General features: G+C 67.1%; 26 protein-coding genes and 1 tRNA gene. 16 read left to right on the top strand and 11 right to left on the bottom strand.

All coding sequences use genetic code 11. The features are described from left to right. Positions 1–40: 40 nt before the first annotated feature. Together MLE18_RS12960 and MLE18_RS12955 are read left to right on the top strand one after the other, a co-directional pair. A complete protein-coding gene (locus MLE18_RS12960) occupies positions 41–658 on the top strand; it encodes a chemotaxis protein CheC (protein WP_243439225.1) in 618 nt (205 codons plus the stop codon). Further along, on the top strand, positions 655–1,674 hold the full coding sequence (locus MLE18_RS12955; protein WP_243439224.1) for a GGDEF domain-containing protein: 1,020 nt from the start codon (positions 655–657) through the stop codon (positions 1,672–1,674). The genes MLE18_RS12960 and MLE18_RS12955 overlap by 4 nt, the downstream gene beginning before the upstream one ends. 23 nt (positions 1,675–1,697) lie before the next feature. Here the strand turns inward: MLE18_RS12955 and MLE18_RS12950 are convergent, their stop codons facing one another. From MLE18_RS12950 to MLE18_RS12940, 3 genes are all read right to left on the bottom strand, one after another. Next, on the bottom strand, positions 1,698–3,311 hold the full coding sequence (locus MLE18_RS12950; RefSeq protein ID WP_243439223.1) for a chemotaxis protein CheA: 1,614 nt from the start codon (positions 3,309–3,311) through the stop codon (positions 1,698–1,700). A gap of 48 nt (positions 3,312–3,359) precedes the next feature. Beyond that, on the bottom strand, positions 3,360–3,722 hold the full coding sequence (locus MLE18_RS12945) for a response regulator (protein ID WP_243439222.1): 363 nt from the start codon (positions 3,720–3,722) through the stop codon (positions 3,360–3,362). A 111-nt stretch (positions 3,723–3,833) separates the two neighbouring features. Continuing rightward, a complete protein-coding gene (locus tag MLE18_RS12940) occupies positions 3,834–4,184 on the bottom strand; it encodes a hypothetical protein (RefSeq protein ID WP_243439221.1) in 351 nt (116 codons plus the stop codon). 213 nt (positions 4,185–4,397) lie between these two features. On the opposite strand from MLE18_RS12940, the gene MLE18_RS12935 reads away from it, so the two are divergent. From MLE18_RS12935 to MLE18_RS12925, 3 genes are all read left to right on the top strand, one after another. Continuing rightward, positions 4,398–6,077 carry a putative transporter gene (locus MLE18_RS12935; protein WP_243439220.1) on the top strand — a complete coding sequence of 560 codons (1,680 nt, stop codon included), beginning with the start codon at positions 4,398–4,400 and terminating at the stop codon, positions 6,075–6,077. Between the two features lie 91 nt (positions 6,078–6,168). Continuing rightward, positions 6,169–7,392, top strand: a complete 1,224-nt coding sequence (locus MLE18_RS12930) for an aminotransferase-like domain-containing protein (RefSeq protein WP_243439259.1) — start codon at positions 6,169–6,171, stop codon at positions 7,390–7,392. A gap of 388 nt (positions 7,393–7,780) precedes the next feature. Beyond that, the gene (locus MLE18_RS12925) at positions 7,781–8,101 is read left to right on the top strand and encodes a hypothetical protein (protein ID WP_243439219.1); all 321 of its coding nucleotides are present in this window, start codon (positions 7,781–7,783) and stop codon (positions 8,099–8,101) included. Positions 8,102–8,134: 33 nt separating this feature from the next. Here the strand turns inward: MLE18_RS12925 and MLE18_RS12920 are convergent, their stop codons facing one another. Then, positions 8,135–8,998 (bottom strand): helix-turn-helix transcriptional regulator, encoded by an 864-nt coding sequence (locus MLE18_RS12920; RefSeq protein WP_243439218.1) that lies wholly within the window; start codon positions 8,996–8,998, stop codon positions 8,135–8,137. A 691-nt stretch (positions 8,999–9,689) separates the two neighbouring features. On the opposite strand from MLE18_RS12920, the gene MLE18_RS12915 reads away from it, so the two are divergent. Beyond that, a complete protein-coding gene (locus tag MLE18_RS12915) occupies positions 9,690–10,820 on the top strand; it encodes a glycerol dehydrogenase (RefSeq protein ID WP_243439217.1) in 1,131 nt (376 codons plus the stop codon). Positions 10,821–11,013: 193 nt separating this feature from the next. Here the strand turns inward: MLE18_RS12915 and MLE18_RS12910 are convergent, their stop codons facing one another. After that, the gene (locus tag MLE18_RS12910; RefSeq protein ID WP_243439216.1) at positions 11,014–11,430 is read right to left on the bottom strand and encodes a hypothetical protein; all 417 of its coding nucleotides are present in this window, start codon (positions 11,428–11,430) and stop codon (positions 11,014–11,016) included. A 158-nt stretch (positions 11,431–11,588) separates the two neighbouring features. Next, positions 11,589–11,665 (bottom strand) — tRNA-Pro (locus MLE18_RS12905). A gap of 145 nt (positions 11,666–11,810) precedes the next feature. Between MLE18_RS12905 and MLE18_RS12900 the strand changes: the two genes are divergently transcribed. Together MLE18_RS12900 and MLE18_RS12895 are read left to right on the top strand one after the other, a co-directional pair. Next, positions 11,811–13,370 carry an SDR family oxidoreductase gene (locus tag MLE18_RS12900; RefSeq protein ID WP_243439215.1) on the top strand — a complete coding sequence of 520 codons (1,560 nt, stop codon included), beginning with the start codon at positions 11,811–11,813 and terminating at the stop codon, positions 13,368–13,370. Positions 13,371–13,457: 87 nt separating this feature from the next. After that, on the top strand, positions 13,458–14,036 hold the full coding sequence (locus tag MLE18_RS12895) for a hypothetical protein (protein ID WP_243439214.1): 579 nt from the start codon (positions 13,458–13,460) through the stop codon (positions 14,034–14,036). A gap of 382 nt (positions 14,037–14,418) precedes the next feature. Here MLE18_RS12895 and MLE18_RS12890 read toward each other — a convergent pair whose 3' ends face one another. The 4 genes from MLE18_RS12890 to cbiM form a co-directional block, all read right to left on the bottom strand. Then, positions 14,419–15,153, bottom strand: coding sequence for a superoxide dismutase (locus MLE18_RS12890; RefSeq protein ID WP_272881651.1), 735 nt, complete (start codon positions 15,151–15,153; stop codon positions 14,419–14,421). Positions 15,154–15,728: 575 nt separating this feature from the next. Next, entirely contained in the window at positions 15,729–16,442 is a 714-nt protein-coding gene (locus MLE18_RS12885; protein WP_243439213.1) for an energy-coupling factor ABC transporter ATP-binding protein, read from the bottom strand. After that, the gene (cbiQ, locus tag MLE18_RS12880; protein WP_243439212.1) at positions 16,439–17,173 is read right to left on the bottom strand and encodes a cobalt ECF transporter T component CbiQ; all 735 of its coding nucleotides are present in this window, start codon (positions 17,171–17,173) and stop codon (positions 16,439–16,441) included. Before cbiQ ends, MLE18_RS12885 begins: the two co-directional genes overlap by 4 nt. Continuing rightward, on the bottom strand, positions 17,174–17,764 hold the full coding sequence (cbiM, locus tag MLE18_RS12875; protein WP_243439211.1) for a cobalt transporter CbiM: 591 nt from the start codon (positions 17,762–17,764) through the stop codon (positions 17,174–17,176). It abuts the gene before it with no gap. A gap of 224 nt (positions 17,765–17,988) precedes the next feature. Here cbiM and MLE18_RS12870 point away from each other — a divergent pair, with 224 nt between their 5' ends. The 8 genes from MLE18_RS12870 (at position 17,989) to MLE18_RS12835 (ending at position 25,235) form a co-directional block, all read left to right on the top strand. Next, positions 17,989–18,885 carry a metal ABC transporter solute-binding protein, Zn/Mn family gene (locus MLE18_RS12870; protein WP_243439210.1) on the top strand — a complete coding sequence of 299 codons (897 nt, stop codon included), beginning with the start codon at positions 17,989–17,991 and terminating at the stop codon, positions 18,883–18,885. Positions 18,886–18,933: 48 nt separating this feature from the next. After that, positions 18,934–19,713: a metal ABC transporter ATP-binding protein gene (locus tag MLE18_RS12865; RefSeq protein WP_243439209.1), complete on the top strand. Its 780-nt coding sequence runs from the start codon at positions 18,934–18,936 to the stop codon at positions 19,711–19,713. Further along, positions 19,710–20,513: a metal ABC transporter permease gene (locus MLE18_RS12860; protein ID WP_243439208.1), complete on the top strand. Its 804-nt coding sequence runs from the start codon at positions 19,710–19,712 to the stop codon at positions 20,511–20,513. The genes MLE18_RS12865 and MLE18_RS12860 overlap by 4 nt, the downstream gene beginning before the upstream one ends. Then, on the top strand, positions 20,513–20,932 hold the full coding sequence (locus MLE18_RS12855; RefSeq protein WP_243439207.1) for a Fur family transcriptional regulator: 420 nt from the start codon (positions 20,513–20,515) through the stop codon (positions 20,930–20,932). Before MLE18_RS12860 ends, MLE18_RS12855 begins: the two co-directional genes overlap by 1 nt. 86 nt (positions 20,933–21,018) lie before the next feature. Continuing rightward, positions 21,019–22,074: a class I fructose-bisphosphate aldolase gene (locus MLE18_RS12850; RefSeq protein ID WP_243439206.1), complete on the top strand. Its 1,056-nt coding sequence runs from the start codon at positions 21,019–21,021 to the stop codon at positions 22,072–22,074. A gap of 338 nt (positions 22,075–22,412) precedes the next feature. Beyond that, entirely contained in the window at positions 22,413–23,321 is a 909-nt protein-coding gene (locus MLE18_RS12845) for a DUF1571 domain-containing protein (protein ID WP_243439205.1), read from the top strand. Positions 23,322–23,487: 166 nt separating this feature from the next. Continuing rightward, positions 23,488–24,462, top strand: a complete 975-nt coding sequence (locus MLE18_RS12840; protein ID WP_243439204.1) for a permease — start codon at positions 23,488–23,490, stop codon at positions 24,460–24,462. Next, on the top strand, positions 24,459–25,235 hold the full coding sequence (locus MLE18_RS12835; RefSeq protein WP_243439203.1) for a TIGR03943 family putative permease subunit: 777 nt from the start codon (positions 24,459–24,461) through the stop codon (positions 25,233–25,235). The genes MLE18_RS12840 and MLE18_RS12835 overlap by 4 nt, the downstream gene beginning before the upstream one ends. 87 nt (positions 25,236–25,322) lie before the next feature. Here the strand turns inward: MLE18_RS12835 and MLE18_RS12830 are convergent, their stop codons facing one another. After that, complete coding sequence (locus tag MLE18_RS12830; RefSeq protein WP_243439202.1) at positions 25,323–26,246, bottom strand: ADP-ribosylglycohydrolase family protein; 924 nt, start codon at positions 26,244–26,246, stop codon at positions 25,323–25,325. Positions 26,247–26,402 lie beyond the last annotated feature (156 nt).

The following is a 26,402-nucleotide window of genomic DNA, read 5'->3' as shown; positions in this document are numbered from 1 at the left end:
AAAGAGCTTTCCGCCCATCCCCGGAATCTGGAGCGCCCCAGTGAATCTCACCCCCATCCAGCACGACGTCCTCAGGGAGTTGATCAACATCGGCATCGGCAAGGCTGCCGGGCTGATCAACCAGATGGTCAAGGCCCACGTGCAGCTGGACATCCCCGAGATTCTGGCCTGGGACTCGCAGGACTTCGGAGACTTCCTGGCCCAGCGCGGAGAGACCCCCCTCTCCTCGGTTCGGCTGGGCTTCAAGGGCGGCTTCAGCGGCTGGGCCGGGCTGCTCTTCCCCAAATCCAGCGCCAACTGGCTGGTGAACCAGCTGGTGGGCGGCGGCTTCGACACCACCACGATGGACATGGACTCGCTCTACGTGGGCACCATCCAGGAGGTGGGCAACATCGTGCTCAACGGCGTGATGGGGGCCATCGTCAATGTGCTGGGCCTGCGGGTGGACTACTTCCCCCCCGATTACCAGGAAACCAGCCTGCGGCGTCTCTTCACGCCGCAGCTCGACCAGCGCAACATGGTGCTCCTGATCAAGACCCGCCTCGCCCTGGAGTCGGGCGTGGTGGAAGGAGAAATCATCATCATCTTCCAGGTGGCCACCTTCGAGAACCTCCTGGCTTCGATCGACGCCATCATCGAGCGCGGGACCCTCTCGTGAACGGCCTTCTGCGCGACCCCGGGGAGCTCGACGAGGAAGCGGCCTTCCGGCACATGGACTTCCTGCCCCTGGGCATCCTCGTGCTCGACCAGGGCATGCGCGTCCGCTTCTTCAATTCCTGCCTGGAGTTCTGGTCCGGCCTGCGCAGGGACAAGGTGCTCGGCCGCCGGGTGCAGGAGGTCTTCCCCAACCTGGAGCGGGGCACGGTGCTGTCCCGCCTGGAGGACATCTTCCTGGGCGGGCCTCCGGCCGTGTTCTCCTACCACCTGCACAACCACCTGATCCCCTCCCCCCTGCCCGACGGGAGCCTGCGGCTCCAGCACGGGGTGGCCTACGGCGTGAAGGGGCAGGACGGAGACGTGGAGCGGGTGATCCTCTCCCTGCAGGACGTCACTGAGCTGCACAACCGCCTGCGCGACAACCTGCGCATCACCAGGGAGCTGGAAAACGAGATCGAGAACCGCAAGGCCATGGAGGCCAAGCTCATCGAGCTGGCCACCAAGGACCACCTGACCAGGCTGGACAACCGCCGGGCCTTCTTCGACCGGCTGGACGCCGAGATCCGCCGGTCCCGGCGAACGGGCAACCCCCTGGCGCTCATCGCCATGGACCTGGACCGCTTCAAGTCCATCAACGACCGCTTCGGCCACCAGGTGGGCGACGACGTGCTCAGGAATTTCGCGGAGGCGGCCTCGCAGGGTCTGCGGGCCTCGGACGTGCTGGCGCGCACCGGCGGCGAGGAGTTCTTCATCATCCTGCCCTCCGCCTGCAGCGGGGACGCCGCCCGGGTGGCCGAGCGCATCAGGAAGTCGGTGGAGGCGGGCACGCACTTAACGGACAACGGCGACGAGGTGCGCTACACCGTGAGCCTGGGCGTGGCCAGCCTGCACGAGAGCATGGACATGTACGCCCTGCTCTACCGGGCGGACCAGGCCCTCTACGCGGCAAAAGCCGGCGGGCGTAACCGCGTCCATGTGGATTCCGGCGCGCCGGAGCCTTCCCCGCCGCAAGCCTGAGCTCCTCCCGGCCTCCTCCCCGCTCAGCGCTCCGGATGCAGCAGGCGCAGGACGTGGCGCGGATCCACGATGAGCGACATGCCGCCCTCGTCGTTGAGCGCGGCCCCGAGAAAACAGCCGCCCGCCGTCAGGGGCCGGTCCAGCTGCTTGACCATCACCTGGGCGAGCCCCGGCACCCCGTCCACGCAGATCCCGAACACGGCCCCTCCCAGCCGGGCCGCCACCATCGTGAGCGACTGGCTGCGCTCCCGCAGGCCGAAGTACACGTCCAGGGCCAGACAGGGGCATTTGCGCCCGAACAGGCTGAAGTTGCCCAGGTGAGCCGCGGTTCCCGGCTCCATGCCGGAGCCTTCCTGGCAGTGCAGCACGCACTCCAGGGGCAGGAAGTACTGCTGGTCCGCCACGCTCAGCCGCAGGCACTCCATGAGGGTGAGGGCCACGGGCAGGCGCAGGGTGAAGCATGTGCCCCGTCCCGGTTCGCTTTCCACCGCCACGGAGCCGCCCAGGGCGGCCAGTGCGGCGCGCACCGCGTCCAGGCCCACGCCGCGGCCGGAGATGTCGTCCACCGCCTCGCTGGTCGTGAGCCCCGGAAGAAACACCAGCTCCAGCGCCTCATGGGGCGTCGGATCATGGCCTTGTGGCGCCAGCCCCATGCCCCTCGCGCGCTTGAGCACGGCCTGCGGGTCGATGCCAGCGCCGTCGTCGCTGACGGCGATGACGATCTCCCCGCCTTCCTGCCGTGCGTCCAGAGACACCACTCCGGTGGGCGGCTTGCCCGCCAGGGCGCGCTGCTCCGGGGTCTCCAGCCCGTGCCCCACGGCGTTGCGCAGCAGGTGCACCAGGGGCACGTTAAGCTTCTCCACCACGGTCTTGTCCAGCTCGGTCAGCTCGCCGGACACGCGCAGCTCCGCGCTCTTGCCCGTGCGCACGCTCACGTCGCGCACGATGCGCCGGTACTTGGGCACCACGCGGGAGAAAGGCATCATGCGCATGGCCAGCACGCTCCGGCCCATGGCCGCGTTCCGGCCGGCCAGCTCGTCGGCCAGGGCGGCGTACTCGTGCAGGCCGTCGCGCTGGGCCAGGGCGGCCAGGCGGGACTGGAGCAGCATGATCTCGTTGGCGTGGCCGATCATCTGGTCCAACTGCTCGGCCTGCACGGTGAAGTCACCGGCGCCGCGCTCCTGGGGCTGAGGCTCCTCCTGGGGCGCGGGCCCGGCGCATGCGGCCCTGGCTGCGGGCTGCCCCGACCGGGCGTGGGCGGCCACGTCCTCCAGCAGCCCGGCGAACAGCCCCCCCCGCAGGGAGGTCATCGGAGCATCCTGCCCGCTCTCCACGGCCTGCTTGAGGGCGTCCAGCACAACCAACAGGCTGGTGACGGCCCCGGGCGAGAGGGTCCGCCCCTCGCCGCGCAGGCCGGAGAGCGCGTTTTCGACGCTGTGGCAGAGCTGGGAGAGACCGGTGAGCTTGAGCGAACCCGCGTCGCCCTTGACGGTGTGAACTGCCCTGAACAGGACCTCCAGGGCGGACCCTGCGGGGGAAGACGGGCTCGATTCGAGGTCGAGCAGGGCCGTTTCAGCCTGGGCGAGCTGCTGCAGGCTGCTCAGCCTGAAGATTTCAAACAGAGCTGATTCGTCCATGACGTTCTGGGTCCGGCGGCCCCGGGGGAGGGAAGGCGCTGCCCGCGCTCAACGCGTTCCGAGCAGCTGGAGGACGGCTTCGCGGAAGTCGGCTTCCTCCACGGGCTTGTTCAGGAGCCGGGCCGCTCCCAGCTCCTCGCAGCGCTGGCGCGTGGTGGACTGGATGTCCGCCGTGACCACCAGGGTCGGCGCCTTCCGCCCGGCCTTGCGGAGCTCTTCAAGAACCTCCAGCCCGCTGCGCACGGGCATGTTCAGGTCCAGGACGATGAGGTCAGGATCGGCGGCCAGGCCGATGTCCAGGCACTCCTGCCCGTTGGAGGCTTCGAGGGGTTCGCACCCCATGTCCTTCACGAGCTTGGTGAGCACGAAGCGTTGAAACATGGAGTCGTCAGCGATGAGGATCTGCGGCATTGGGTGCACCATCGGGCGGAACCGCCCCCTGAAAACGTGGCGGAACAGTAGCGGCTATTCCCCCCGGCGGCAAGCGGCCCGGCGGAAGGCGTCCTGACGGCGGCCCCAGGGCTAATCCTGGGGCAAGGCATGCATCTGGATCTTGCGGATGGCCGCGCGCGTGGCGGACATGGCCCGCATGTAGTCCGCGTCGTCGGCGGTCTGGCCCATGGCGTCCTTGAAGGACTCGTAGTCCAGCCCCTCTCCCTCGGCCCGCATGATCCCGCCCCACTGCTCCCTGGGTATCTGGATGCGGAAGCGGTAGTCCGCTTCGGGGAAGACCATGATCTCGGCCTGGACGCCGTGGCGGGCCATGAGGTTCTCCAGGTGCTCGCGCCTGCGGGCGCGCACGGCCACGTCTCCGGGCTTGCAGAACGGGGTGACGGACAGGGAGAAGAAGCCGTCTCGGGTGAATATCCACATGGCGTGCCTCCTGGGGGGCGCGCCGCGCCAGGAGGCACGGCGGTTCCCACATCATACCGTCCGGCGCGTCTCCGCGTCAACGGCGCTCCGGTCCGCGCGCTGGGCCGGCCGCCGGAATCCTCCGGTTTCGCTTCCTGTTCCGGGGCGAAGTGGGCTAGCATCGAGCCGCGCCGGGAGCAGCCGCCCCGGCCGAGACATCTCGACGGAGCCTTCATGAGCTGGTTCACCCAATTGTTTCTCGCCCACGGCGCGGCCCAGGCCGTGGTCGTTCTCGGCCTGGCGGTGGTGCTTGGCCTGGCCCTGGGGCAGGTGCGCGTCTGCGGCATCCGCCTGGGCGTGGGCGGCGTTCTTTTCAGCGGCCTGGCCCTGGGCCACTTCGGCCTGTCCCTTGAGCACGAGGTGCTGGAATACGCCCGCGAGTTCGGCCTGATCCTCTTCGTCTACTCCATCGGGATGCAGGTGGGCCCCGGCTTCGCGGACTCGCTGCGCCGCAGGGGCTTCCGCCTCAACGCGGTGGCCACCCTGATCGTGCTGCTGGGGGTGGCCGTCACCGTCTGTTTCGCGGTCTACGGGGGCATCCCCCTGCCTTACGCCGTTGGCCTGTTCAGCGGGGGCACCACCAACACCCCTTCCCTGGCGGCGGCCTCCCAGGCCTTCAAGGAGGTGGCCCCCGCACTGGCCGAGCAGGCCGTGGGGCAGGCCGGGCTGGGCTACGCCGTGGCCTACCCCTTCGGCATCTTCGGCATCATCCTGGTGATGCTGCTCATCCGCGCCCTGTTCCGCATCGACCCCGCCGAGGAGCTGCGCCAGATGCAGGAGCAGGCCCTGGCCCTCTCCCCGCCGCTTGAGACCATGACCCTGGAGGTGGCCAACCCCAACCTGGAGGGGCTGGCCCTGGGCTCCGTGCCCGGCCTGGCGGAGATGGGCGTCGCCATCTCCCGAACCATGCTCGCGGGTCAGGTGAGCGCGGCCGCCCCCGGCACGGTGCTGCGCTCCGGGATGCTGCTGCACGCCGTGGGCCGCCCGGCCGACCTGGAAAAGCTGCGGGTGCTCGTGGGGCCGCGCTCCGAGACGGATCTGCCCCAGGTTCCCGGCCCCCTGGCCATCGGGCGCTTCGTGGTCTCCCGCCGGGATGTGCTCGGCCGCAGCGTGCCGGAGCTGGCCCTGTCGCAGCGGTACGGCGTCACCGTGACCCGCGTCACCCGCGCGGGCACGGAGCTGGCCCCCGGGCCGGAGCTGCCCCTGCACATGGGCGACACGGTGCAGTGCGTGGGCCAACCGGAGCAGCTCGCCGCTGCCGAAGCGGTGCTTGGCAACTCCGCCAAGGAGCTGGAGCACCCCCAGGTGCTGCCCATCTTCCTGGGCATCCTGCTGGGCACGGTGGTGGGCGCCATCCCCGTGGCGCTTCCGGGCCTGCCCTCGGGCATCAAGCTGGGCGTGGCGGGCGGGCCGCTGCTGGTCTCCATCCTTTTGTCTCGCCTGCACCACTTCGGGGGCATGGTCTGGTACATGCCCGCCAGCGCCAACCTGGTCCTGCGGGAGGTAGGCATCTGCCTGTTCCTGGCCTGCGTGGGGCTCAAGGCCGGGGACCGCTTCGTGGGCGCGATCACCAGCGGGGACGGCCTCTACTGGATGTTCGCCGGGGCCTGCATCACCTTCCTGCCGCTGCTCGTGGCCGGGCTCATCGGGCGCATCTTCCTCAAGTGCAACTACGCCTCCATGTGCGGGCTCTTCGCGGGCAGCATGACCGATCCCCCGGCCCTGGCCTTCGCCGGGCAGATGCTCGGCAGCGACGCCCCGGCCGCGGTGTACGCCACTGTGTACCCCCTGGTGATGATCCTGCGCATCCTGGCGGGCCAGCTGCTGGTGCTCCTGCTGGCTTCCAGCCTCTGAGCGGCGCCTGTTCCGCACTGCGAGGTTGTGGGTGGAGGGCAAATCCGCTAGGGTCCAAACTTTGCACATCATCGACCATCTGGAGGCCATCGTGCGGTTCAGCGCCAGAATGGCCGGCGTTCGCCGGTCCTACATCCGAGAGATCCTCAAGGTCACACAGAACCCCGAAATCATCTCCTTCGCGGGCGGCCTGCCCAGCCCCGACCACTTCCCGGCAAAGGCCTTCGCCCGCGCCGCCACCGAAGTATTGGAGGACAGCGGCCCCCAGGCCCTGCAGTACTCCATCACCGAGGGCTACCCCCAGCTGCGGGAGTTCATTTCGGAGCGCTACAAGAGCAAGTGGTCCATGGACGTACCGGTGGACAACATCCTGATCACCACCGGCTCCCAGCAGGGGCTGGACCTGATGGCCAAGGTGATGCTCGACGTGGGCGACGACGTCCTCATCGAACGTCCGGGCTACCTGGGGGCCATCCAGGCCTTCTCGCTCTACGGGGCCAACTTCCTCACGGCCTCGCTCGGGCCCCACGGCATCGACCTGGTGGAGCTTGCCGAGCAGCTGCGCGCCCGGCCCAAGATCTTCTACGCGGTGCCCAGCTTCCAGAACCCCTCCGGGGCCACCTACGACGCCCACACCCGCCGCGAGGTCGCCCGCCTGATGGAGAACAGCGACACCATCCTCGTGGAGGACAACCCCTACGGCGAGCTGCGCTTCAAGGGCGAGGACGTCCCCCCCATCCGGGCCTTCCTGGACGGCGAGCGCATGGCCCTGATGGGCTCCTTCTCCAAGATCGCCAGCCCCGGCATGCGCATCGGCTGGATCGCCACGGGCAACGAGCTGATGCACAAGCTGGTCACGGCCAAGCAGGCCTCGGACCTGCACACCTCCATCTTCGCCCAGCGCGTGCTGCACCGCTTCCTGGAGACCAACGACCTCGACGCCCACATCGCCACGATCCGCACGGCCTACGGCGAACGCCGCGACGTGATGGTTTCGGTCATGAGGCGCGAATTCCCCGAGGAGGTCCGCTTCACGGAGCCCGAAGGCGGCATGTTCCTCTGGGGCGAGCTGCCCAAGGACGTGGACTCCGAGGAGGTGTTCAACAAGGCCATCGCCAACAAGGTGGCCTTCGTGCCCGGCCGCCCCTTCTACGTGGACGGCACGGACAACGCCTTCCGGCTCAACTTCTCCAACTCCACGCCGGAGCGCATCGAGGAAGGCATCACCCGCATGGGCCGCTGCCTCAAGGAGGTGCTGGCCAAATCCTCCAAGGGCAAGGCCGCACCCGCCAACGGCGCCGCGCTGGACATCTAGCCGGGGCGCGGTGATAGAACGCGAAAGGCCGGGGCGAAAGCCCCGGCCTTTTTTCGTTCGCCCCGCACTTGCTGGGAACCGGACTGACGCGCTGTATCCACAGACGAACACGGCTCGGGGGGCTTCACCTTTGGCCCTTGCATCCGTGTGGCCGCGAGAAGGATGCAGGCCCGGTGGCCCCCGGAATCCTCCAGGCACAGGTTCGAAGGCCCGGCCGGCAGGCCTTCCTTTGAACCAGGGACAATTCCGCCCCCCCGTTGAGAGCGTGCGCCAGCAACGGGTCCGCAAACCCCGGCCTGAACCCACCTGTAAGATTTGCCAGGTGACGCCCTCCCGCGGTTTTCCTAAGGAATGACCCAATCCCGCTCTGTTGGCGGATGTGGATGGAATGCAGCAAAGCGCGCCTGGCCAAGCCCCTTCCGGGTTGCGTCTGGCGGCACAACAACGAAGAGCGCATGACATGGATATTCTCACAGCCATACTCTTGGTGCTTGTCGCTGTAGCCGTCTATTATTTCAGGAGGCAGATCACGAAGGCCAAGATTGACATTGAATACAAAGAACTTGAGCTTCACACGATCAAGTCGCTACGGCATTCGTTTGCAAAACGTGGTGCCGGCAGCAATTCAGGCACAAAAATGCATCATTCGCAATCCATCATGGCCGGCGGCAGCAGCCTGGAGTTGCGCGGGCCACGGAACAACACCTAATGCACCGCTCGCACGAACTTGAAACCTCTCAAATCAATCAAAGTCTATAATTCCATTCCGTAACGCAATAGCAACGACTTGCGCCCGATTGACCGCGTCAAGCTTCTGCATGATATTATTCACATGGAAATTGATCGTCGACTCGCTCACCTTCAAGATTTCTGACATCTCCCATGAACTTTTTCCTTCTTTAAGCCACGACACAACTTCCTTTTCCCTCTTGGTCAACAAACCGCTGGCGGACATTGCCGCTTGCGCATGCAACACGTTGCTCAGTGCGACATGGATGAACGGCGTCAAATATTCTATCAGCCCGGAAATATGTTCGCAGTTTTTATTGAAGTTCCAAACAAATGAAATCATGCTCGGCTTTTTAAAGAGGCCAAAACCCTTCGCGCCACAGGAGTAGCCGTTGAGCAAATTGAAGTCATGCGCAAAGGACAACAATTTTCTGGGATTGTCATACTTCTTGTACGTCTCGCGCCAGCACTGCGTTTTGTAGTATCTAAAATTCTCCTCAACAGTCACATCGATGCTGTACATTTTTTGCTCAGCATAAGCGGAGATCCACTGTTCCGTAAAATTGATATTCAGCAGATCATAGCCAACGACCGCTCCGCTATTGTCGAGAGTGACCAACCCTGAGGTGGCAAAATCATACGGGATTATGCTGTTGAGTGATTTTATGATCGATATGTATGTCTCCCTTGAATCTGCTGTTATGAGTTTCTGAATGGTTTCCAGTAGAAATGTCGCCTCATGTCCAGGAAGAAATTCCAACGGATACGGCATGCCGACATCCTTCCAAGTCAATTTGCAGCGCAACTGATGGCCGCACTGCGGCATGAAAAGCACATGTTCAAAGTGTTCCCGAATGGGTACGCCAGGCTGCGGCATCTAAACCAAACTCATAGGATTAATAGCTGCTTCGCTGAAGATATGCAAACCGACAGGCCCGGTCGGCCAGTCGGGCCCATTGAAGATCCCACCCTGTGAAGAAAGTGGGTACAGCGCGCAAGTTCGTACTCGCGACACCCCCCGGCTATCCGTAACGCAGGCTGTCATTTTCCTGGAACCAACAACCGCGGCCCAGTGGCCAGCGACGCATGTGCCCCCCCCCGCACCGCCTGGCGGCATCATCACCCATGAGCATCTTCTTGTGACGCCAGACAGCTCAGCTGTGACCAACCATTGAAAAAACAAAAGGGCTCACGGCGACCAACCGCAAGCCACTGATATTAACAACCTTTGCGTGAGAGGCTGGCTCTATCCCTCTAAACCCCGTTCACGCGCCAGCAGGGCAACAGGCGGGAAGAACCAACGAAATTATTGCATTACCACCCACGGAGCTGCAAAATATGCACTGGGGCGCAGGAAGCGGTGGCGAGGAGCCCTCTCCTTCTGACGCCAAGCGCGGAACCAGGGCTACGGGGACTGGTTGCCTTCGCTCCCTGTTCCCAGGCCGCTCCCGTTCGATCATGAGCCGGTTTTGCTGTGCGGCTTCCGACAGTGGCCAGGCCTTACGGTTTCAAACTTCGGGGTGCGGTTTCTCACGTCTGAACACTGCGGCATCCGGGAAGGAGACCTCATGATCACCACGACCTTATTTCCTGGCCGTTATGTCCAGGGCGCCGGGGCGCTCAGCCGTCTCGGCTCGGAGCTCTCCCGATTTGGAAACCGGCACTTCCTGATATCTTCCCCCCACCCCCTCGAGCATCTGCTGCCAGCCGTGTTGCCGAGCCTGGATGAGGCCGGGGCGGTACGCACGGAGCCGTTCGGCCGGGAATGTACGGATCATGAAATCGAACGCCTTGTTTCCCTGGCCCTGGACTTCAAGGCGCAGTCCGTGACCGCCGTCGGAGGGGGAAAGACGCTGGATACGGCCAAGGCCGTGGCTGCCCGCGCCGGAGTCCCCGTGGCTATCGTGCCCACCATCGCCTCCACGGACGCGCCATGCAGCTCCGTCTGCATCGTCTACACCCCGGAAGGCGTCTTCCAACGGGTGGAGTTTTTGCCCCGCAATCCGAATCTTGTCCTGGTGGACACCGCGGTGGTGGCCCAGGCCCCGGCGCGGTTCCTCATGGCGGGCATGGGCGACGCCCTGGCCACCTGGTTCGAGGCCGAATCCTGCCGGATCAGCCGAGCGAAGAACATCGCCGGCGACGCGGGCTCCATGACCGCGCACGCTCTGGCCTGCCTCTGCTACGAGACCGTTCGGGACTGGGGCCAGGCCGCCCTCACGGCCTGCGAGGCCGGCGTGGTCACCCCGGCCCTGGAGCGGGTGGTGGAGGCCAACACCCTTCTGAGCGGCCTGGGTTTCGAGAGCGGCGGCCTGGGCGCCGCCCATTCCATCCACAACGGCCTGACGGCCCTGCCCGAGGCCAGAAGCCGGCAGCACGGGGAGAAGGTGGCTTTCGGCGTCCTGGCTTCCCTCTTCCTGACGGACAAGCCCGTGTCCCTCATGGATGAGGTCTACGCCTTGTGCGAGGCCGTGGGGCTGCCGACGACCCTGGCCGACTTGGGTCTTGATGGAGTGACGGACCACGATCTTCTGCGCGTCGGGGAGAAGGCCTGCGCCGAAGGCGAGAGCATCCACAACGAGCCGGCGGAGATATCCCCCGCACTGGTGCGGGCGGCGTTGAAGGCCGCCGACGCCGAGGGCCGACGCCGCAAGCGCCAGCCGAGGGCCACGGGAGTGCCGGGCATGCGCGATTCTTGAACAGAGGAATTCCTGGCCGAGCCTCTCTAGGGGGACATCTCCCCGGGAAGGCCAAGGGTGATTCAACGCAGCGGGCACACCCGGCCCAGGTGTTGGATGAATAGAGTACCACGGTGTCCAGCGAATTGGATCAACTGCACCCTGTAACGGAGAGTCAAAAGCCAGGCCCGAGCGAATGGCTTGGGTTTTGAACCTACCTCCCGACCAGGGCCTTCACGCCGAAGTCGATCACCTGCAGCCTGTGCTGCGGAACTTCGCTCCGCCCCTTGTCATCCAGTTCCCGGAGCGTCAGGTAGGCGGCCACATCCGAAGGGTGAGTCAGCCCGGCGTTTCTGATTGCGCCATGAGTGGCTGCAGCGCCGCTGGTCACCGAGTCGGCCAGAGCCCGGCACCTGGCTTCCAATTCCTGGACCGCAGGTAAGTCCAACTTCTTCGCAGCGGGCGTCCAGAGCACCGCAACCTCCCTGAGGGAGTGCTCTTCCAGGGCCCTGGCGGTCTTGGAGGCCGACCTGGCCGTCGCCCCCCACAAGCTCAGCTGGCGAGGGCCGCCGCTCTTGCCGTGTTTGCCTCTGGGCGGCTTGGCGTCTTTCTGTTCGAAGCATCGCAGCATGGAGTTCCCCCAGGCTTGAAGTGCCGTTCCGGGCCTGGAGAAACTTATACCGAGGAGGCGCGAAGGCGGGCAAGCGGAGAAAAGGGGACAGGGGCGGGACAAAATCCGACCCAGCGAAAAAGGGCTCACGGCGATTAACCGTAAGCCCTTAATCTAGCTGGTCGGGATGAGAGGAGTTGAACCTCCGACCCCCTGAACCCCATTCAGGTGCGCTACCAGGCTGCGCTACATCCCGACGCGAAAGGAAGCGTTGAATAGCCCTGGAATCGGGGTCTGTCAATCAGGAATCTGCACGGAGGAAATATTTTTCCGTTTCTTTGCCGGGCGTGGCCCTGTATGCTCCGGTTGCCGCCCAGAGCGCGGCGACCGCGGAGGAGACAATGACCGGAACGGATCGCAACGCACCCGTGCTCGTCACCGGGGCCACGGGCTACGTGGGCGGCAGGCTCGCCCCCCTTTTGCTGGAGCGCGGCTGGCGCGTGCGCGCCGTGGCCCGCTCCCTGGACAAGCTCGGCTGCCGCCCCTTCGCCTCCCACCCCCGCTGCGAACTGGCCAAGGCGGACATGCACGACCCCGACTCCCTGCGCGAGGCATTGCGCGGTTGCCGCGCGGCCTACTACCTGGTGCACTCCATGAACCCCGCCACGAAGGACTTCGCCGCAGCCGACCTGGCCGCGGCCCGGACCTTCGCCCAGGCCTGCGCCGAGGCCGGGGTGGAGCGCATCATCTACCTCGGCGGGCTGGGCGACGAGCGCGACGCCAACCTCTCGCACCACCTGCGCTCCCGCCTGGAAACGGCCAAGGCCCTGGCCTCCGGCCCGGTGCCGGTGACGTTCCTGCGCGCGGCCATCATCCTGGGTGCGGGCAGCGCCTCCTTCGAGATCCTGCGGAACCTGGCGGAACGCCTCCCGATAATGATCACCCCCAGCTGGGTTCGCACCCTCTGCCAGCCCATCTCCATCCGCAACGTGTTGGAGTACCTGGCGGGCTGCCTGGAGCATCCCGAGACCGCGGGCCAGACCTACGACATCGGCGGGCCGGACGTGCTGGCCTACGGCGAACTGTTCCAGCTCTACGCCCAGGTGGCCGGTCTGCGCCGCCGGATCATCATCCCCGTGCCGTTCCTCTCCCCACGGCTGTCGCGCCTGTGGGTGCGGCTGATCACCCCGGTGTCTCCCTCCCTGATAACACCCCTGATCGAAGGACTGCGCAACGAGGTGGTCTGCCGGGAGAACCGCATCCGGGAGATCATCCCCCTGGAGCTGCAAAGCTGCCGCGACACCTTCGCCGCAGCCCGGCGGGATCTGGCCATGCGGCTGGTTCCCACCTGCTGGGCGGACGCCGGGGCCGCGCAGCCGCCCGAGTGGCTGATCTGCGGCGACGCGCCCTCCTCCGGCGGCCCCGTGTTCGACATGGGCTTCAAGGCCCTGCTGGACAGGCCGCCCCGGCTGGTCTGGCCCGCGCTGCAAGGCATCGGGGGCGAGAACGGCTGGTACTTCGCCGATATCCTCTGGAAGCTGCGCGGCCTGATGGACAGGCTGGCCGGAGGCGAAGGCCTGGGGCCCGGCAGGTGGCATCCGGGCGAACTGCGCCCCGGCGACGCCCTGGACTGCTGGCGCGTGCACGAGGCCAGCCCGCCGTCCCGCCTGACCCTGTTGGCCACCATGAAGTCACCCGGGGAGGCGGCCCTGGAGTTCACCCTCGCCCCGATGGAGGGCGGGCGCTGCGAACTGACGCTGCTGCCCCGCTTCCAGCCGCGCGGCCTGGCTGGCCTGGCCTACTGGTACGCCATGTATCTGCCGCACCTGGTGCTGTTCCCGGGGCTGATCCGCAGGCTGGCCCAGGCCGCCGGCGCGCGCGTGCTTCGCGGGCCGTGGCGCTTCAGCCCGCCATCCGCAGAGGCCTGCCAGCTGCCGGGGCGCAGGACAGGGCAGGGCTGACCTCCCTGAGCTGACAGGCCGGCGGGCGTTGCCTCGCGGGGGCATTGGGCGTATTCGGGGAACCACCCGTTCACTCACGAGGTCGCCATGAACATGATCCGGCTGGTGCTCGCGGCACTCATCGTCCTCGGCCTTGCCGCCCAGGCCCCCGCAGCCAAGAAATCGCCACCGCCCGCCGCCCCGCAGCAGGAGGCCGCGCCAGACCCCAACGCCCAGGGGCTCTACGATTTCTTCAAGGCCGAGACCAAGCCCTCGGCCAAGGCCCTGGATTTCCAGATCACCGGCGGCTACGCGGACCTGCGCACCGAATCGCCCGAGTCCTCGGGGCGCTACTTCATGGCGGGCAGCACCATCACCGCCGTGGCCCCGGACATTTACCGCCTGGACCTGACCTTCAAGAAGAAATACCAGCGTGACGTCATCGACTTGGTGCCGGAGTACTACTTCACGCAGCAGAAGTCGTATTACTTCTGGTACGACGGCGGCAAGAAACTGGTGTTCAAGATCGGCAGCGGCAAAAAGACGATCAATTTCGATAAGAAAGAGCTGACCAGCATCAAGGTCAAGACTCTGGAAACATACACCGTGGAGAAGACCAAGCTGGACATGAACGTGGTCTTCTCCGACGGTGGGTCGCAGATCTATCTGCTGCTGAAGTTCATTTAGGCCCCGGCGGCGAGAGCCGGGGGAAGAGCGGGGCCCTGCCCCGCACCCCGCCAGGGGGATGATCCCCCTGGACCCCGCAATAGTCAGCCCGGGAGGCGGAGCCTCCCGGGCTGAAATGTTGTTCGGGCGAGCGCCATGTGCGCTGGCCTGGGCGCGAAGCGGTTGGGGGTGCGGGGGAGTCACTCCGCTACCCGGCACTCTGGGCGGAGGGGCTCGGGGAGGCAGCGCCTCCCCGGCATGGTCAGCTCGATTAAGGGTAGCGCCCAGGCTGCCGAAGAGGACACGCCAGGTTTCCCGCTATCCTGCGCGGATACCGCTGGGTGCCGCGCTCCAACGCCCTGCCCGCCAGTGCGACCAGGGCGGAGCCCCAGGCCCGCTCGACCTACCCCAGATTCTTGGCCACGAAATCCCAGTTGACCAGCTTGTCCAGGAAGGCCTTCACGTAGTCGCCGCGCAGGTTCTGGTAGTCCAGGTAGTAGGCGTGCTCCCAGACGTCCACCGTGAGCAGCGGCTTCTGGTTGTTCACCAGGGGGTTCATGGCGTTGGGGGTCTTGACCACCTTGAGCGCGTCGCCGTCGGCGACCAGCCAGGCCCAGCCGCTGCCGAACTGGGTCGTGGCCGCGGTCATGAACTCCTTCACGAAGCCGTCGTACCCCCCGAAAGCGGCTTTGATCTTCTCAGCCAGCTTGCCCGTGGGTTCACCACCGCCGCCCTTCTTCATGCCGTTGAAATAGAAGGTGTGGTTCCAGGCCTGGGCCGCGTTGTTGAACAGGCCCACGGCGGCCGGATCCTTGGCGGCGTCCATGAAGACCTTCTCCAGGGTGAGCCCGGCGGTGGGCTTGCCTTCCAGGGCCTTGTTGGTGTTGTCGTAGTAGGCCTTGGTGTGTTTTCCGTAGTGGAAGCTCAGGGTCTTTGCGGAGATGACCGGCTCCAGGGCCTCGAGGGGATAGCCCAGCTCCGGCATGGGGAAGGTGACGCCCGGCCCGGCCTGGGCCCCGGCCACGCCGGGGAAGGCACTCGCCGCTGCCGTCACGGCTGCGGCTGAAACGGCCAGGGCGCCGAACTGGCGGCGGGTCATGCCGCCCTGCGAGGCTTCGTCATGTTCCGAGTGATTCATGGAGACCTCCGTAGTGGTGCGCAGAGTGAATTATGTTGAGCGGTTGCCCGGAAACAGCCGGGAAGGAACACCATGTATGCTCCATGAGGCACACCGCGGCCACTGTCAAGCGCGGACCGGTTTCCGGCTCGGAAAGGCCCGCGGCACGCCGTGAAGGCGCGCCTTGAGGTTCGCACGTCCGATGCCATTTGGGGGAGGGGGACACTGATGTTCGGGTGGCTCGTCCTGGCGGCCTGGCCCGGCGGGCACGATCCAAGCTGCCGGGCCTTCGGCCCTCTGGCGAAGCGCCAGCGCAAGATCAAGCCCGCCGGGCCGGACCGCCAGAGCGCGCATCGCAACCATGGATCGGGGTGGAAAAAGAAGCCGGATTCTTGGGACGGATGGCGGGCGGCATTGCCGTTGCCGCCCCGTCAAAGGCTGCCCGTCAAAATGAGCAGAACTTACTCCGGCCCGAATATGCGGCCATTGCAGCCGTCAGAAGACACGCTTGCAATCGGCCCGCGAAGACGGAAGGGGTTCCAAGGGGCATAGCCCCTTGGCCGCCGGAGGCTTCCCCTCCTGACGTTCTCTCAGTTCTACTCGTCGTGGTTGTGGGGCACGTCGCCCAGCGGGTGCACATGCACGTGGGTGTGGGGCGAGGCCGCCACGGCGTGCAGGTGCCCGTGGTCGAGCATGTAGTGCTCCGCGGCCACCTGCAGCAGGAAGTCCCACTCGTGGGAGACCACCAGCAGCCCCAGGTCCAGCCCGGTGAGCACCTCGGCCACGCGGGCCTTGCTCTCCGGGTCCAGGCCGGTGGTGGGCTCGTCGAGCAGCAGGGCCTTGGGGCGCATGGCCAGCACCCCGGCCAGCGAGGCCAGGCGCTTCTCCCCGCCTGAAAGGCGGTGCGTGAGCCGGGGGCCGAACCCGGCCAGCCCGACCATCTCAAGGCACTCCTCCGCGATCTCCTTGGCCTCGCGCGGTGAGCGGCCCAGGTTCAGCGGGCCGAAGGCCACGTCCTCGATGACGGTGGGACAGAAGAGCTGGTCGTCGGGGTGCTGGAACAGGTAGCCCAGCACGCGCCGGGCGCAGCGCAGGCCTTCCGCGTCGGAGCAGGTGGTGCCGTCCACGCGCACCGTGCCGCGCACAGGGCGCACCAGGCCCATGATGGTCTTGAGCAGGGTGGTCTTGCCCGAGCCGGTGTGCCCGGCCAGGCCCACGCGCCCGCCCGGCTCCAGCTTCAGGTTCAGGCCGGTGATCACTTCGCGGCCGAGGTAGCCGCAGTACAGGTCCTCGATGTCGATGAGCGTCATAACGCCTCCGTGAACAGCACCGCGCAGGCCAGGACGGCGCAGGCCAGGCACAGGGCGGTGTCCGCCGCGCGCCAGCCGCTGGTTCCCAGGCTGCGGAAGCGGCCGTCGAAGCCCCGACAGAGCATGGCCTGGTGGATGGCCCCTGCCCTGTCCATGGCCCGGATGAACAGCAGGGCCAGCAGCAGGGCGTAGGTGCTCCAGGTCCGGCGGCTGGTGCCTGGGTCGAAGCCGCGCAGCCTGGCCGCTGTGAGCAGCCGGTCCCACTCCCGGCGCATGAGCTCCAGGTAGCGGGCGGTCAGGGCCAGGATCAGGCAGAGCTTGTCCGGCATGCCCAGCCCAGAAAGGGCCGCGCCGAACTCCGCCGGGCTGAGCGGCCGCACCAGCCCCCAGAAGATGAGCATGATGGCGTTGCCCTTGGCGGTCATCAGCGCCGCCAGGGCCAGGCCCTCGCGGCTGAAGGGCCAGCCCGCCATGTAAAAGAGCGGCGACCCCGGCACCGCGAAGGGCACCGTGGCCAGAAGCCCCAGGAAGAAGACGTTGACCAGGGCCATGCGCCTGAGGAGCGGCCCGGGGCCGTCCCAGCCCAGGGCCAGGGCGGTGAGCCCGCAGGCCAGGGCCAGGCCCGCCCCGAGCCAGTTGTTGCAGACGGCGGCGGCCACGCAGAGGGCCACAGCCCCGGCCAGCCTGGAGCGGCCGTCCAATGCGGGTGCGGGAGCGGGTGCCGGGGCCACCTACAGGTACTCCGGGCGCAGGCGTTTGATGAAGCCCAGGATGAGCAGGGTGATGACGCCCTCCACGCCCATGAGCGCCAGGTGCGTCCAGAAGAACAGCCCGGCGAACAGGGCCAGTTCACCGCCGCTGGCCACCAGGGCCGTGTAGAGCAGCGCCAGGCTGCCAAGGATGGACAGCGCCCCGCACAGGAAGGCGGCCACCGGGAAGGCCGGGCCGCCCTTGCGCAGCAGCGGGCGCAGGGCCAGCCCAGTGAGGGCGGCTGGCAGGCCCATGACCACGGTGTTCACACCGAGAACCGTGAGCCCGCCGAACTGGAAGAGCAGCGCCTGGAGCAGAAGCCCCACGAAGATGGCCGGGAAGGCCGCCCAGCCCAGCAGCGCGCCCATGAGCCCGGAGAGGATCAGGTGCACGCTGGCGGGCCCCAGGGGCAGATGCACGAGGCTGGCGGCGAAGAAGGCCGCCGAGAGCACGCCGGTGCGCACCAGGGCCTCCCCCTCCAGCTTGCGGATGCCCACGCCCAGGCCCACGGCGGCCAGGGCCGCGCCCGTGGCCAGCACCGGGGCTGAGAGGATGCCTTCTGAGATGTGCATGGTGATACGTCCGGAGAGGCTTTGCTTGAAAATGTTGCGGTGAAGGAACCGCCCCGCGAGGGTTTCCCCCTTCGGGAGCCTGACCAGTACCCTGTGCCGCCTGCTTGGGCAAGCATACATTTTTCAGATTCGTGCCTCCAGGAAAAGCACCTGACTCGAAGGGATTTGTTGACATCGATGCAACCAAGTTGCATTACCCGGACATCCCAACGTGAGGTTCTCAGATGATCCGCGCATTTGCAGGCATCCTCGTCCTGCTGGCCTTCGTGCTCCTGGGCGTGGCCGCCCAGGCCGCACCCCTCGAAGTTGCGGTCAGCGTGGCGCCGCAGAAATATTTCATCCAGAAGCTGGCCGGGCCGCTGGCTCGGGTCTCCGTGATGGTCTCCCCCGGTGCGGACCCGCACACCTTCGAGCCGAAGGCCAGCCAGATGGCCCAGGTGGCCGGGGCTAGGCTCTACTTCGCCCAGGGCGTCGAGTTCGAGCAGGTCTGGCTGCCCAGGATGGCCGCCTCCAACAAGGGGCTGACCGTGGTGGACGCCACCGCCGGCATCGAGCTGCTGCCCCTCGAGGAGCACGGCCACGAGAAGGAGGTTGGGCACCAGCACGCCAAGCCGGCCTCCCCCTCCGGCAAGGAGACAGACCCCCACACCTGGACCTCCCCCCGCCTGGCCAAGGTGGAGGCCGCCAACATGGCCCGCGCCCTGATCCAGGCCGACCCGGCCAACGCCCAGGCCTACGAGTCCAACCTGGCGGCCCTGAACAGGGAGATCGACGCCCTGGACGCCGCCATCCGGGAGGCTTTGCGCGGCCTGCCCGAGGGGGCCTCCTTCCTGGCCTTCCACCCGGCCTGGGCCTATTTCGCCAGGGAGTACGGCCTGCGCGAGGTGGGCATCGAAGTGGGAGGCAGGGAGCCTGGGCCGAGGATCCTTCGCAAGATCATCGACGAATCCCGCAAGAAGGGGGTGAAGGTGGTCTTCGTGCAGCCGCAGTTCTCCCGCAAGGCGGCGCAGACCGTGGCCGAGGGCATCGGGGCCACCCTGGCCGTGGCCGACGACCTGGCCGAGGACTGGGCCGCCAACCTGCTCCAGGTGGCCAAGGCCTTCAGGGAAGCCGCCCGGTAGAGGCTCTGTAGCGGCCCGCCCGCACCCGAACCAAGGATGAACAGCCCCATGCAGCAACCCGCCATCGAACTCAAGGGCCTGAGCTTCGGCTACGACGGCCCGCCCGTGCTCGAAGGGCTGGACCTGAGCGTGGCCGGGGGCGAATACCTGGCCGTGCTCGGCCCCAACGGCGGCGGCAAGACCACGCTGCTCAAGCTCCTGCTGGGGCTGGAGCAGCCCACCGCGGGCACGGTGCGCGTGCTGGGGCAGGAGCCCTCGCAGGCCGCCCGCCTCGTGGGCTACATGCCGCAGCTCACGACGCACGGCCGCAACTTTCCCATCTCCGTGCTGCAAACCGCGCTGCTCGGGCGGCTGGACTCCCGCTCCTGGTGGCCCTGCTGGCCCCGCCGCGACAGGGACAAGGCCATGGAGTGCCTGGAGCGCGTGGGCGTGGCCCACCTGGCGGACAGGCCCCTGTCCGACCTCTCCGGCGGCCAGCGCCAGCGCGTGTTCATCGCCCGGGCCCTGGCCGGGGAGCCCCGGATGCTCCTGCTGGACGAGCCCACCGCCAGCGTGGACCCCGAAGGCCGCGCCTCCCTGCAGGAGCTGCTGGGCGAGCTGGCCAAGAGCCTGACCGTGGTGCTGGTCAGCCACGACCTCTCCGTGATCTCGCGTCACGTGACCTGCGTGGCCTGCATCAACCGCACCGTGCACTTCCACCCCAGGCCCGAGGTCACGCCGGAGATGTTCGGCATGATGTACCAGTGCGGCCCCCACGGCTGCCCCGTGGAGATGATCGCCCACGGCATCCCCCACAGGGTGCTGGCCCCGCACGAGGTCAAGCCGTGATCGACATCCTCTCCTACGATTTCATGCGCAACGCGCTCATGGCCGGGCTGCTGGCCAGCGTGGCCTGCGGGATCATCGGCACGCTGGTGGTGGTCAACCGGGTGGTGTTCGTGGCGGGGGGCATCTCCCACGCGGCCTACGGCGGCGTGGGCCTGGCCTTCTTCCTGGGCCTGCCCGTGCTGCCGGTGACGGTGGCCTTCTCCCTGGGCGTGGCCGCGCTCATGGCCAAAGTGACCTTCGGGCGGCGGGAGCGGGCCGACACCGTGGTGGGCGTGCTTTGGGCCGCGGGCATGGCCTTCGGCATCATCCTCATGGACCTGACCCACGGCTACAACGTGGACCTCATGAGCTTCCTGTTCGGGTCCATCCTCTCGGTGCCCCAGTCCGACCTGTGGCTCATGGCCGGGCTGGACGCGCTGCTGGCCGTCGTGGTGGCCTTCGGCTACCGGGGCTTTCTGGCCATGAGCTTCGACCCGGAGTTCGCCGGGCTGCGCGGCGTGCCGGTCAAGCTCCTGCATCTGGCCATGCTCTGCATGATCGCGGTGTCCATCGTGATGATCATCCGGGTGGTGGGCCTGATCCTGGTGATCGCCCTGCTGACCATTCCGCCCTACCTGGCCGAGCGCGGCGGGCGCTCCCTTGGCGGGATGATGGTCACATCCGCCCTCTACTCCATGTTCTTCTGCCTGTGCGGCCTGGCCCTCTCCTACGCCTTCGACCTGACCTCGGGCGCGAGCATCATCGCGGTGGCCACGGTGTGCTTCTTCGCCAGCCAAGGCTTCAAGGGCAGGCGCGCCTGATGTGCGGCTCCTGCGATCCCGCGCGCCTGCTGGAGGGCGGCGGCCTCAAGGCCACGCCCATGCGCCTGCGGGTGCTCTCGGCCTTGCTGGGCGAAAGCGAGGCCCAGGGCGCGCCCGCCCTGCTCGAACTGCTGCGCCGCGAGGCCCCGGCGGACAAGGTGAGCCTCTACCGCACCCTGGAGACGCTCCTCCAGGCCGGGCTGGCCACCCGCCACGAGGCCGGGGACGGCAGCGTCCGCTACTGCGCCGCCGGGCCAGCCCACCCGGACCATCACCATTTCTACTGCCTGAGCTGCCGCAGGCTCTACTGCCTGGAGCAGGACGCCGTGAGCGTGGGCACCCATGTGCCCGGCGTGAGCCACGTGAGCGTGCGCCTGGACGGCACCTGCCAGCGCTGCCGCACGGGCGCGGGCGGCTGAGGTCGGTTCCGGGAAGGATTTTCGTTGCCCGTGGGTATGCCTCGGAGTACATGGAGGCTTGAAATCCCCACCAGCAGGAGACGCTCATGATCGACGACATCGCGCAACACCTCGGTGACAAGGCCGCCTACTACCTCGATCACGTCTGCAAAGCCGTTCCCCGGCACACCCTGCACCTGCCCGGCCCCGACGTGGTGGACCGCATCTATTCCCAAACAGACCGCCCCGTGCCCGTGCTGCGCAACCTGCAGGCCCTCGTGGGTTCGGGCAGGCTCGGCAACACCGGCTACGTGTCCATCCTGCCCGTGGACCAGGGCATCGAGCACTCCGCCGGGGCCTCCTTCGCGCCCAACCCCATCTATTTCGACCCGGAGAACATCGTGAAGCTGGCCCTGGAGGCCGGCTGCAACGGCGTGGCCTCCACCCTGGGGGTGCTCGGGGCCGTGGCGCGCAAGTACGCCCACAAGATCCCCTTCATCCTCAAGCTCAACCACAACGAGCTGCTCTCGCTGCCCGCCAAGGCGGACCAGATCATGTTCGCCCAGGTGGAGCAGGCCTTCGACATGGGCTGCGCCGCAGTCGGGGCCACGGTGTATTTCGGCGCGCCCGAGTCCACCCGGCAGATCCAGGAGGTCTCCCACGCCTTCCGCCGCGCCCACGAGCTGGGCATGGCCACAATCCTCTGGTGCTACACGCGCAACCCCGGCTTCGTGAAGGACGGCGTGGACTACCACACCTCCGCCGACCTCACCGGCCAGGCCAACCACCTGGGCGTGACCATCCAGGCCGACATCATCAAGCAGAAGCTGCCCACCAACAACGGCGGCTACACGGCCATCAAGTTCGGCAAGACCGACCCGCGCGTCTATTCGCAGCTGACCACCGCACACCCTATTGACCTCTGCCGCTATCAAGTGCTCAACTGCTACTCCGGGCGCATGGGGCTCATCAACTCGGGCGGGCCGTCGGGCGGCGCCACGGACATGGCCGAAGCCGTGATGACCGCCGTGGTCAACAAGCGCGCGGGCGGCATGGGTCTGATTTCGGGGCGCAAGGCTTTCCAGCGCCCCATGGAGGACGGCGTGCGCCTGCTGCACGCCATCATGGACGTATACCTTTGCAAAGACGTGACCGTGGCCTGATTGCCCGAATCACTGTCGCATGGGCTTGATTTTACAGGCGCTTCGTCCACTACCGACTCCTGCGGCTACTCAAGGTGACGCACTTCGGGAGGGGCTGCCTGGCCCCTCCCGCTAGCCATCCCATTTTTCCGGCCTTATATCTTATGAATGCCCCCGGTGGACAAGCTCAAGCAACCGGCATAAGCGACACGCCCACGGGCCGGACGACCCGCGCCGCAAGGCGCGGCACGGGGGCAGCGACATGAACAGGCGGACGCAGGCGGCAAGAAAACGCTTGCGCATTCGGCCTTTGGTAACCAGGCCTATTCCGGAAACGTCATCACTCAGAGGATCACAGCATGAAGCAGCACTGTCAGAAAACCAGTGCCCGATACAACGGCAGGATTCGCCCCGTGGAGGGGACCCTGCGCGAAGGAATCATGACCTGCCCCGCCACCCGGTTGTCCGTGCTGCTCGCGGCGCTGCTCCTGGGCCTGGCGCTGACGCTCGCGGCCCTTCCGGCCAGGGCCGCCCAGGACGGCGCGGAGGCCGCCGCCGCACCCGCGCCCGAGGCGACTTTGGAAGCCCCCAAGCCCGCGGCCACGGTCGCGCCGGACCGCAGCAAGGCCCTGCTCGCCCTGTTGGACAGGATGAAATCCAGCTACGCCTCTCTCAAGGACTTCACCGCCACCTTCCAGAAGCAGGAGAAGGTCGGCAACAAGATGTTCCGGGACGACCACATCGAGCTCAAGTTCCAGAAGCCCTTCAAGGTCTACATGAAATGGATGGGCGAGGCCAAGGAAGCCCTCTACGTCGAGGGGGAGTACAACAACAAGGTGCTGGCCCGTTGTGACGGCCTGCTGGGCCTTGCGACCTGGTCCTTCAGCCCGAGGAGCTCCGCGCTCATGCGCGAGAGCCGCCACCCCATCACCGAGGTCGGCTTCGGGTTCATCCTGGACGTGATGAACAAGAACATCCCCAAGGCCCACGAGAACGGCGACATGGAGATCGTCAAGATGGCCGACGACCAGTTCGACGGCCGCCCAGCCACCGTGGTCGAGGCCAAGTTCAAATCGAACGAGGGGCGCCAGTACTACACATCGCGCATCGTCTTCCACGTGGACAAGGAGTTCCTGCTGCCCGTGGGCATCGCCTGCTACGACGACAAGGGCGAACTTCAGGAGGAATACATCTACAAAAACCTGAAGCCCAACTCCGGCCTGACCGAAATGGATTTCTCCAAGGACAACAAGCAATACCGCTTCTAACGGCTGCCTCGGGCGCACAACCGCCGGCCCCGGCTTTGCGTTGTGCCTGAAACCGTTGTAGCGGTTTGGCTGTGATTTGTATGACAGATACTGCCGTACATGTAATACAAGGCGTACGTTTCACCCCTCTCGCCGCGCGCTGAGGCCCCCGGAGCAGTCCCCCAACATGTACGAATCCTTTCAGATCTTCGCCCAGATCTGCGTGGCCATCCTGCTGGAGGCCGCGCCGTTTCTGCTTCTGGGGGCGCTGGCCTCGGGCCTGTTCGAGGTGTTCGCCTCCAGGGACTGGATCGAGCGGCTCATGCCCCGCTCCCCCCTGGCGGGCGTGCTGGCCGGCACGGTGCTCGGGCTGATGATGCCCTGCTGCGAATGCGGCATCGTGCCCCTGGTGCGCCGCCTCATCGCCAAGGGCGTGCCCCCGGCCACGGCCATGACCTTCATGCTGGCCGGGCCGGTCATCAACCCGGTGGTGCTGGCCTCCACCTTCGTGGCCTTCCAGGGGGACCTGACCGTGGTGGCCCTGCGCTGCGCCCTTGTGGCAGCCGTGGCCGTCGCAATAGGGTTCTGCCTGCGCAACAAGGCCCCGGAGGACATCCTGCTGCCCGGCGCCGCGCCCGGGGCCGCCTGCGGCTGCGGCGACGAACCCGCGACTGCCGCCGGGGGGCTGTTCGGCTCCCTTGCCGACGCCGCGCCCCTCTCGGCGCTCAAGGGGCCAAGCCTGGGCTCCCGGCTGGAGCACGCCCTGCGCCACGCCCAGGGGGACTTCCTGGACATGTTCCGCATCCTCATTCTGGGGGCCATGGTGGCGGCGGCATTCAAGACCTTCGTTCCGGCGGGCTTCGTGAGCCTGATGCAGGGCGACCTGATGCTCTCGGTGGTGGGCATGATGGGCCTGGCCGTGCTGCTCTCCCTGTGCTCCCAGGCCGACGCCTTCGTGGCGGCATCCTTATCGGGCTTTCCCCTGGCCGCCCGGCTGGCCTTCCTGGCCCTGGGGCCGGTGCTGGACGTCAAGCTCGTGCTCATGTGGCAGGGGGCTTTCCGGTACAGGGTCATCAAGCTGCTGGTGCTCGTGCCCGTGGTCCTGGTCTTTTCAATCTGCATGCTGCTGGGAGCGGCCTTGAAGCTCTGGGGGCCGCAATGACGCCGCGCAAACTGCCCGCCACGGTGGAATCGCTGTGCCTGCTCGGCCTGGCCGGGTTCATGGTCTGGCTGCTGCTGGGCGGCGACTACTGGATGTATCTCAATCCGCGCTTCAGGGCCTTCACCTGGGCCGCCGCGGGTGCTCTGGCCCTGCTGGGCGTCTACGGATTGTGGCGCCCCTCGCCCAGGGCCGCCTGGCTGCGCGCCGGGCTGTACGTGTTCACGCTGGCCCTGTGCGTGGTGAGCGCGCTGGCCGTACGCGAGGGCACCGAGAAGATGGGCGTGGAGGCCCAGGCCATGCGGGAGGCGCAGACGCCCCTGGAACCGCGCGTGAAAAAACGCGGCGTGGAGTACATCCGCATCAACCTGGGAGAGCTGTACGACATCGTGGGCAAGCCCCGGCCGGAGCTCATCGGCCTGGATTACGCCGTGCGCGGCTTCGTTCGCCGCGCGCCCGAACTGGATGCCGAGGGCGAGTTCGTGCTCTACCGGGTGGCCCTCTACTGCTGCTACGCGGATTCCACCGCCGTGGGCTTCCGGGTGCGTCCGGCCAAGGGCGAAAAATTGCCGGAGAACGGGGCCTGGGTGGTGGCCTACGGAAAGCTCGATCGCATGGACCGCCCCAGGCCCGAGACCGGCGAAACCCTCGGCGGCTCGGCCTTCTCCTCCGTGCAGGAGGAGTACCGGATCGCGGCCACGCTCATCGAGACGGAGACCCCTCCCGGCATGGGCATGATGTACGAGTGGCACCCCGAGGAGCCCTACGCCTACTAGCGGTCCGGCCGGAGAATACCTGACGGAACAAGAAGCCCCGCGCACAACCGTGCGCGGGGCTTTCATCTTGTGATGAAGATGCCGGAATCAGGCCATTGATGCGGCGTCCAACTCGTCCAACAGGGCCTCGATCCTCCCGCGCGCCTTGAGCGCCTCCAGCCAGTGCGGGGGCAGGGCCTCCAGCCCGCGCCAGGCCCCCAGGACCATACCGATGATCATGTTGCGCGCGGCGGAATCGCCACCGGCCATGGCGGAGTCCACCAGGGCTTCGGCCGGGGAGTCCTGGTGGCGCAGGATCACCTGCGCCGTGGCCTGGAACGCGCCGTCGATGTGGCAGCTCTGGCCGAACCTGTAGATGGCGGTGAGGCAATCCGTGCCAGCCTGGTCCTGGGCGTCGGCGAACCACTGGTGCAGCGGGGAGCCGGGCAGCCTGCCCTCGAGAGCCCGGGCCATGGCATCTCGGGGGGGCGTCCCGCCCAGGACGGCTGCCGTGGTGCGGGCGAAGAACTCGGCAGAGTCCGCCACCTTGGAGTTGTTGTGGGTCATGGTGGTCTGGCGGCGGCAGGCGGCCACGAGCGCCTCCTCGTCATGGTGCAGCAGATAGACCAGCGGGGCGATGCGCGCAGCCCCGGCCAGCTCGTCGGAAATCGAGCCCGCGTCGCCGTATTCCCACCCGGCGGCCAGCTGGGTCAGGGTGTTGCGGGTGGCGCGGTCCACGTAGCTGGGGGCGCCCCCCTCGAAGTGGGCCCGCCAGGCGCGGGAGAAATCCTCGGGGTCGAAGCCCTTGGCCCGCGCCAGGGACTCGAGCAGCACCAGGGTCTGGTCGCCGTAGTGGGTGAAGTCTCCTGCCTGCTTGCCCGGGTGGTAGGAGTCTGGCCCAGGGGTCTTGAGCCTGTCGACGCGGCCGTGAGCCTCGGCCAGGAGCTGCTGGTCGTAAATCCAGTGGACGCCCAGGGCCAGGCTGTCCCCGATGAAGCTGGCCAACACCATTGCGCGCGCCGCGTCTGCCATTCCGAACCTCCAAGGTTGCGATTACGCTCCCTGTTACCCCCCCTGGCGGGCCGGGGCAAGGGGATAGAGCCTGAAAACGGTCGGGGGGGGGGGGGGGGGGGGGGGGGGGGCCCGCGCGCGGGGGGGGGTGGGGGGGGGGGGGGGGTGTGGGGGTAG

The organism is Fundidesulfovibrio soli, from assembly GCF_022808695.1.
GTDB lineage: Bacteria > Desulfobacterota > Desulfovibrionia > Desulfovibrionales > Desulfovibrionaceae > Fundidesulfovibrio > Fundidesulfovibrio soli.
Note: the sequence above shows the minus strand (reverse complement) of the source record. Positions and strands in the feature narration are given on the sequence as shown.

Coding starts and splice junctions, on each gene's coding strand:
- MLE18_RS12950 (WP_243439223.1), bottom strand. CDS start 3,311: ATGGACGAATCAGCTCTGTTTGAAATCTTCAGGCTGAGCAGCCTGCAG.
- MLE18_RS12945 (WP_243439222.1), bottom strand. CDS start 3,722: ATGCCGCAGATCCTCATCGCTGACGACTCCATGTTTCAACGCTTCGTG.
- MLE18_RS12940 (WP_243439221.1), bottom strand. CDS start 4,184: ATGTGGATATTCACCCGAGACGGCTTCTTCTCCCTGTCCGTCACCCCG.
- MLE18_RS12935 (WP_243439220.1), top strand. CDS start 4,398: ATGAGCTGGTTCACCCAATTGTTTCTCGCCCACGGCGCGGCCCAGGCC.
- MLE18_RS12925 (WP_243439219.1), top strand. CDS start 7,781: ATGCAGCAAAGCGCGCCTGGCCAAGCCCCTTCCGGGTTGCGTCTGGCG.
- MLE18_RS12920 (WP_243439218.1), bottom strand. CDS start 8,998: ATGCCGCAGCCTGGCGTACCCATTCGGGAACACTTTGAACATGTGCTT.
- MLE18_RS12915 (WP_243439217.1), top strand. CDS start 9,690: ATGATCACCACGACCTTATTTCCTGGCCGTTATGTCCAGGGCGCCGGG.
- MLE18_RS12910 (WP_243439216.1), bottom strand. CDS start 11,430: ATGCTGCGATGCTTCGAACAGAAAGACGCCAAGCCGCCCAGAGGCAAA.
- MLE18_RS12900 (WP_243439215.1), top strand. CDS start 11,811: ATGACCGGAACGGATCGCAACGCACCCGTGCTCGTCACCGGGGCCACG.
- MLE18_RS12895 (WP_243439214.1), top strand. CDS start 13,458: ATGAACATGATCCGGCTGGTGCTCGCGGCACTCATCGTCCTCGGCCTT.
- MLE18_RS12890 (WP_272881651.1), bottom strand. CDS start 15,153: ATGAATCACTCGGAACATGACGAAGCCTCGCAGGGCGGCATGACCCGC.
- MLE18_RS12885 (WP_243439213.1), bottom strand. CDS start 16,442: ATGACGCTCATCGACATCGAGGACCTGTACTGCGGCTACCTCGGCCGC.
- cbiM (WP_243439211.1), bottom strand. CDS start 17,764: ATGCACATCTCAGAAGGCATCCTCTCAGCCCCGGTGCTGGCCACGGGC.
- MLE18_RS12870 (WP_243439210.1), top strand. CDS start 17,989: ATGATCCGCGCATTTGCAGGCATCCTCGTCCTGCTGGCCTTCGTGCTC.
- MLE18_RS12865 (WP_243439209.1), top strand. CDS start 18,934: ATGCAGCAACCCGCCATCGAACTCAAGGGCCTGAGCTTCGGCTACGAC.
- MLE18_RS12855 (WP_243439207.1), top strand. CDS start 20,513: ATGTGCGGCTCCTGCGATCCCGCGCGCCTGCTGGAGGGCGGCGGCCTC.
- MLE18_RS12850 (WP_243439206.1), top strand. CDS start 21,019: ATGATCGACGACATCGCGCAACACCTCGGTGACAAGGCCGCCTACTAC.
- MLE18_RS12845 (WP_243439205.1), top strand. CDS start 22,413: ATGAAGCAGCACTGTCAGAAAACCAGTGCCCGATACAACGGCAGGATT.
- MLE18_RS12840 (WP_243439204.1), top strand. CDS start 23,488: ATGTACGAATCCTTTCAGATCTTCGCCCAGATCTGCGTGGCCATCCTG.
- MLE18_RS12835 (WP_243439203.1), top strand. CDS start 24,459: ATGACGCCGCGCAAACTGCCCGCCACGGTGGAATCGCTGTGCCTGCTC.
- MLE18_RS12830 (WP_243439202.1), bottom strand. CDS start 26,246: ATGGCAGACGCGGCGCGCGCAATGGTGTTGGCCAGCTTCATCGGGGAC.